At 65.7% G+C, this 3,841-nt stretch carries 2 protein-coding genes and 1 pseudogene; all 3 read left to right on the top strand.

What is annotated here, in order from left to right:
- Window positions 1–2,105 (top strand): 3'-5' exonuclease (locus tag AB4Y86_RS13945; protein WP_441402803.1); only part of this gene is annotated, 2,105 nt, incomplete at its 5' end.
- 351 nt (window positions 2,106–2,456) lie between these two features.
- Window positions 2,457–3,626: an ADP-forming succinate--CoA ligase subunit beta gene (gene sucC, locus AB4Y86_RS13940; RefSeq protein ID WP_441402802.1), complete on the top strand. Its 1,170-nt coding sequence runs from the start codon at window positions 2,457–2,459 to the stop codon at window positions 3,624–3,626.
- An 11-nt stretch (window positions 3,627–3,637) separates the two neighbouring features.
- Window positions 3,638–3,841, top strand: a pseudogene (locus AB4Y86_RS13935) (succinate--CoA ligase subunit alpha); the annotation flags it as partial.

Below are 3,841 nucleotides of genomic sequence, written 5' to 3'. Positions count from 1 at the left end.
GGGCCAAGACCATGTGGGTCTCCACGTTCCACTCCTCCTGCGTCCGGATCCTGCGCCGCGAAGCCAAAAATGTGGGTCTGAACTCCAACTTCTCCATCTACGACTCGGCCGATTCGCTCCGGCTCATCAACCTCGTGGCAAAGAACCTGGACCTGGATCCGAAGCGGTTCCCGCCGAAAGCCATCCAGCACAAGATCTCGGCGCTCAAGAACGAGCTGATCGACGCGGACAGCTTTTCCTCCAGCGCCAACCACAACGAGCCCTTCGAACAGGCCGTCGCCGAGGTCTTCAAGGGATATACGCAGCGGCTGCGCCAGGCCAACGCGATGGACTTCGATGACCTGATTGCCGAAACCGTCTACATGTTCCGGGCCTTCCCGGCGGTCGCCGACTCGTACCGGCGCCGCTTCCGGCACGTGCTCGTGGACGAGTACCAGGACACCAACCACGCCCAGTACGCCCTGGTGCGGGAGATCGTCGGCGAGGGGCCCGGCGCGGCGGAGCTGACCGTCGTCGGCGACTCCGACCAGTCCATCTACGCCTTCCGCGGTGCGGACATCCGCAACATCGTGGAGTTCGAGAAGGACTACCCGGACGCCCGGACCATCAAGCTTGAGCAAAACTACCGCTCCACCCAAACGATTCTCAGCGCCGCGAACTCGGTCATCTCCCGCAACCCCAACCGGCCGGAGAAGCGGCTCTGGACGGCCGAGGGCGACGGCGAAAAAATCGTCGGCTACGTCGGTGAGAACGAGCACGACGAGGCCCAGTTCATCGCCAAGGAAATCGACCGGCTGCAGGACGAGGGGGACCTCCGCCCGGGCGACGTCGCCATCTTCTACCGCACCAACGCCCAGTCCCGGTCCATCGAGGACGTCCTGGTGCGCGTGGGGCTGCCCTACAAGGTGGTTGGCGGCACCCGGTTCTACGAGCGCAAGGAAATCAAGGACGCCCTCGCCTACCTGCGCGTGCTGGTCAACCCGGACGACGACGTCAACCTGCGCCGGATCCTCAACGAACCCAAGCGCGGCATCGGCGACCGGGCCGAGGGAGCCGTCGCAGCACTCGCCGAGCGCGAGCGGACCTCCTTCATGGCCGCCGCCCGCCGCGCCGAGGAAGCGCCCGGCATGGCCACCCGCTCCGTCAACGCCGTGTTGGGCTTCGTGAAGCTCCTCGACGACCTCGCCGAGGTGGCCACCGGCTCCGGCGCCGCCGCGGCCCTGGAAGCCGTCCTGGAGCAGACCGGCTACCTCGCCACCCTGCGCTCGAGCACCGATCCGCAGGACGAATCCCGGGTCGAGAACCTCGCCGAACTGGTCGCCGTCGTGCGCGAATACGAACGGGACAACCCCGAGGGATCGCTCGGTGCCTTCCTGGAGCAGGTCTCGCTCGTGGCCGACGCCGACCAGATTCCCGACGCGCCGGCAGGGAGCGCCGATGAGCTGGCGGCCGCCGTCGCCGAAGCGAAACGGCTCGGCGTCGTCACCCTGATGACCCTGCACACCGCGAAAGGGTTGGAGTTCCCGGTGGTGTTCCTGACCGGGATGGAGCACGGGCTGTTCCCGCACCAGCGCTCGGCCACGGACCCCAAGGAACTCGCCGAAGAGCGCCGGCTCGCCTACGTGGGCCTGACCCGTGCCCGGAAACGGCTGTACCTGACCCGGTCCGAGGTCCGCAGCATGTGGGGCCAGAGCCAGTACAACCCGGCGAGCCAGTTCATCGAGGAGATCCCCGCCGAACTGGTCGAGTGGAAGCGCGAAGGATCCACCCGCCAGGCCGGCGGCTGGGGGAGCGGGGGCTCCATCGGTTCCAGCCGCTACGGCGGATCCTTCTGGGGAGCCGGCACGGCCCGCGGCACCGGCGCGGACGCCTCGGCCGGCTTCAACTCCGATGTCCCCGCCGCCATCGCCAAGAACCGGGTCCAGCCGCAGAAGGAGATCGTCGCCGTCAGCGTGGGGGACAAGGTCAACCACACCAGCTTCGGCAACGGCACCGTCCTCGCGGTCGAAGGCGCCGGGGACAAGACGGTCGCGAAGGTGAAGTTCGACGTCGGCGAGAAGCGGCTCCTGCTGCGGTACGCCCCGCTGACCAAGATCGACGCCTGACCGGCCAGCCCACCCGAGCGATGTCCTCCGGGGTCGTTTCCTTCTTCTCGCAGGACCGTTACGAACCAGCCTCCGACGACGCCCAACGCGCCTCGCGGGCCCCGCGGAGGCCCGAAAAACCCCGTAATCTAGCGGTTTTTCTACGCTTCATAGAATAGTGTCCTTACTCACATAAGGGGTACTCTGGGTCGGGCTGGTCCGTTCAAAGGACTAGAGTTCCAAAAGGAGCATTGCGCCGTGTGGCTCGTTTCCAAGCCTGTCGCAGGGTGCGTTTATTCCGCAGCCCGGTAACCGCGAATACGTGGGGTCCGGCTGTACAGAAACTACTTCGACGTAGAAGGACACTAAACCGTGGACCTGTTTGAATATCAGGCGCGCGATATGTTCGAGGCGCACGGTGTACCCGTGCTTGCTGGCATCGTGGCGCACACCCCTGAAGAAGCAAAGGCAGCTGCCGAGAAGATCGGCGGCGTAACTGTCGTCAAGGCACAGGTTAAGGTCGGTGGCCGCGGGAAGGCCGGCGGCGTTAAGGTCGCGAAGACCGCTGACGAGGCTCTCGAATACGCCACCAACATCCTCGGCATGGACATCAAGGGCCACACCGTCAACAAGGTGATGATTGCCCAGGGTGCCGACATCGCCGAGGAATACTACTTCTCCGTCCTGCTGGACCGGGCCAACCGCAACTACCTGGCCATGTGCTCGGTTGAGGGCGGCATGGAAATCGAACAGCTCGCCGTCGAGCGCCCCGATGCCTTGGCCAAGGTCGCGATCGACCCCGCCGTCGGCATCGACCAGGCCAAGGCCGACGAAATCGTCGCAGCCGCAGGCTTCGCCGAGGAACTGCGCGGCAAGGTCGCCGCCGTCATCCTCAAGCTCTGGGACGTGTTCAAGAAGGAAGACGCCACCCTCGTGGAGGTCAACCCGCTGGTCAAGACCGGCGCCGGCGACATCGTTGCCCTCGACGGCAAGGTCACCCTCGACGAGAACGCTGGCTTCCGCCACGCCAAGCACTCCGCCCTTGAAGACAAGGACGCCGCTGACCCGCTCGAGGCCAAGGCCAAGGCCCAGGACCTCAACTACGTCAAGCTCGACGGCTCCGTCGGCATCATCGGTAACGGTGCCGGCCTGGTCATGTCCACGCTCGACGTCGTCGCCTACGCCGGCGAAAACCACGGCAACGTCAAGCCCGCCAACTTCCTGGACATCGGCGGTGGAGCTTCCGCCGAGGTCATGGCAGCAGGCCTCGACGTCATCCTGGGCGACGAGCAGGTCAAGTCCGTCTTCGTCAACGTCTTCGGCGGCATCACCGCCTGTGACGCGGTCGCCAAGGGCATCGTCGGTGCACTGGCCGAGCTGGGCCACTCCGCGAACAAGCCGCTGGTCGTCCGCCTCGACGGCAACAACGTCGAGGAAGGCCGCCGCATCCTGGCCGAGGCCAACCACCCGCTGGTTACCCTGGCCGCCACCATGGACGAGGGCGCCGACAAGGCTGCCGAGCTCGCCAACGCAGCGAAGTAAAGGGACCGACTATGTCTATTTATCTGAACAAGGACTCCAAGGTCATCGTCCAGGGCATCACCGGCGGCGAAGGCACCAAGCACACCGCCCTGATGCTCAAGGCCGGCACCAACATCGTCGGCGGCGTCAACGCCCGCAAGGCCGGCAGCACCGTCCTGCACGGCGATAAGGAAATCACCGTCTTCGGCACCGTCAAGGAAGCCATGGCCGAGACC

Origin of the sequence: Arthrobacter sp. 2YAF22_2 (assembly GCF_052114645.1) — a bacterium.
GTDB lineage: Bacteria > Actinomycetota > Actinomycetes > Actinomycetales > Micrococcaceae > Arthrobacter.
The sequence above is the reverse complement of the archived record's forward strand: the minus strand, read 5'-3'. Positions and strand labels throughout refer to the sequence as shown.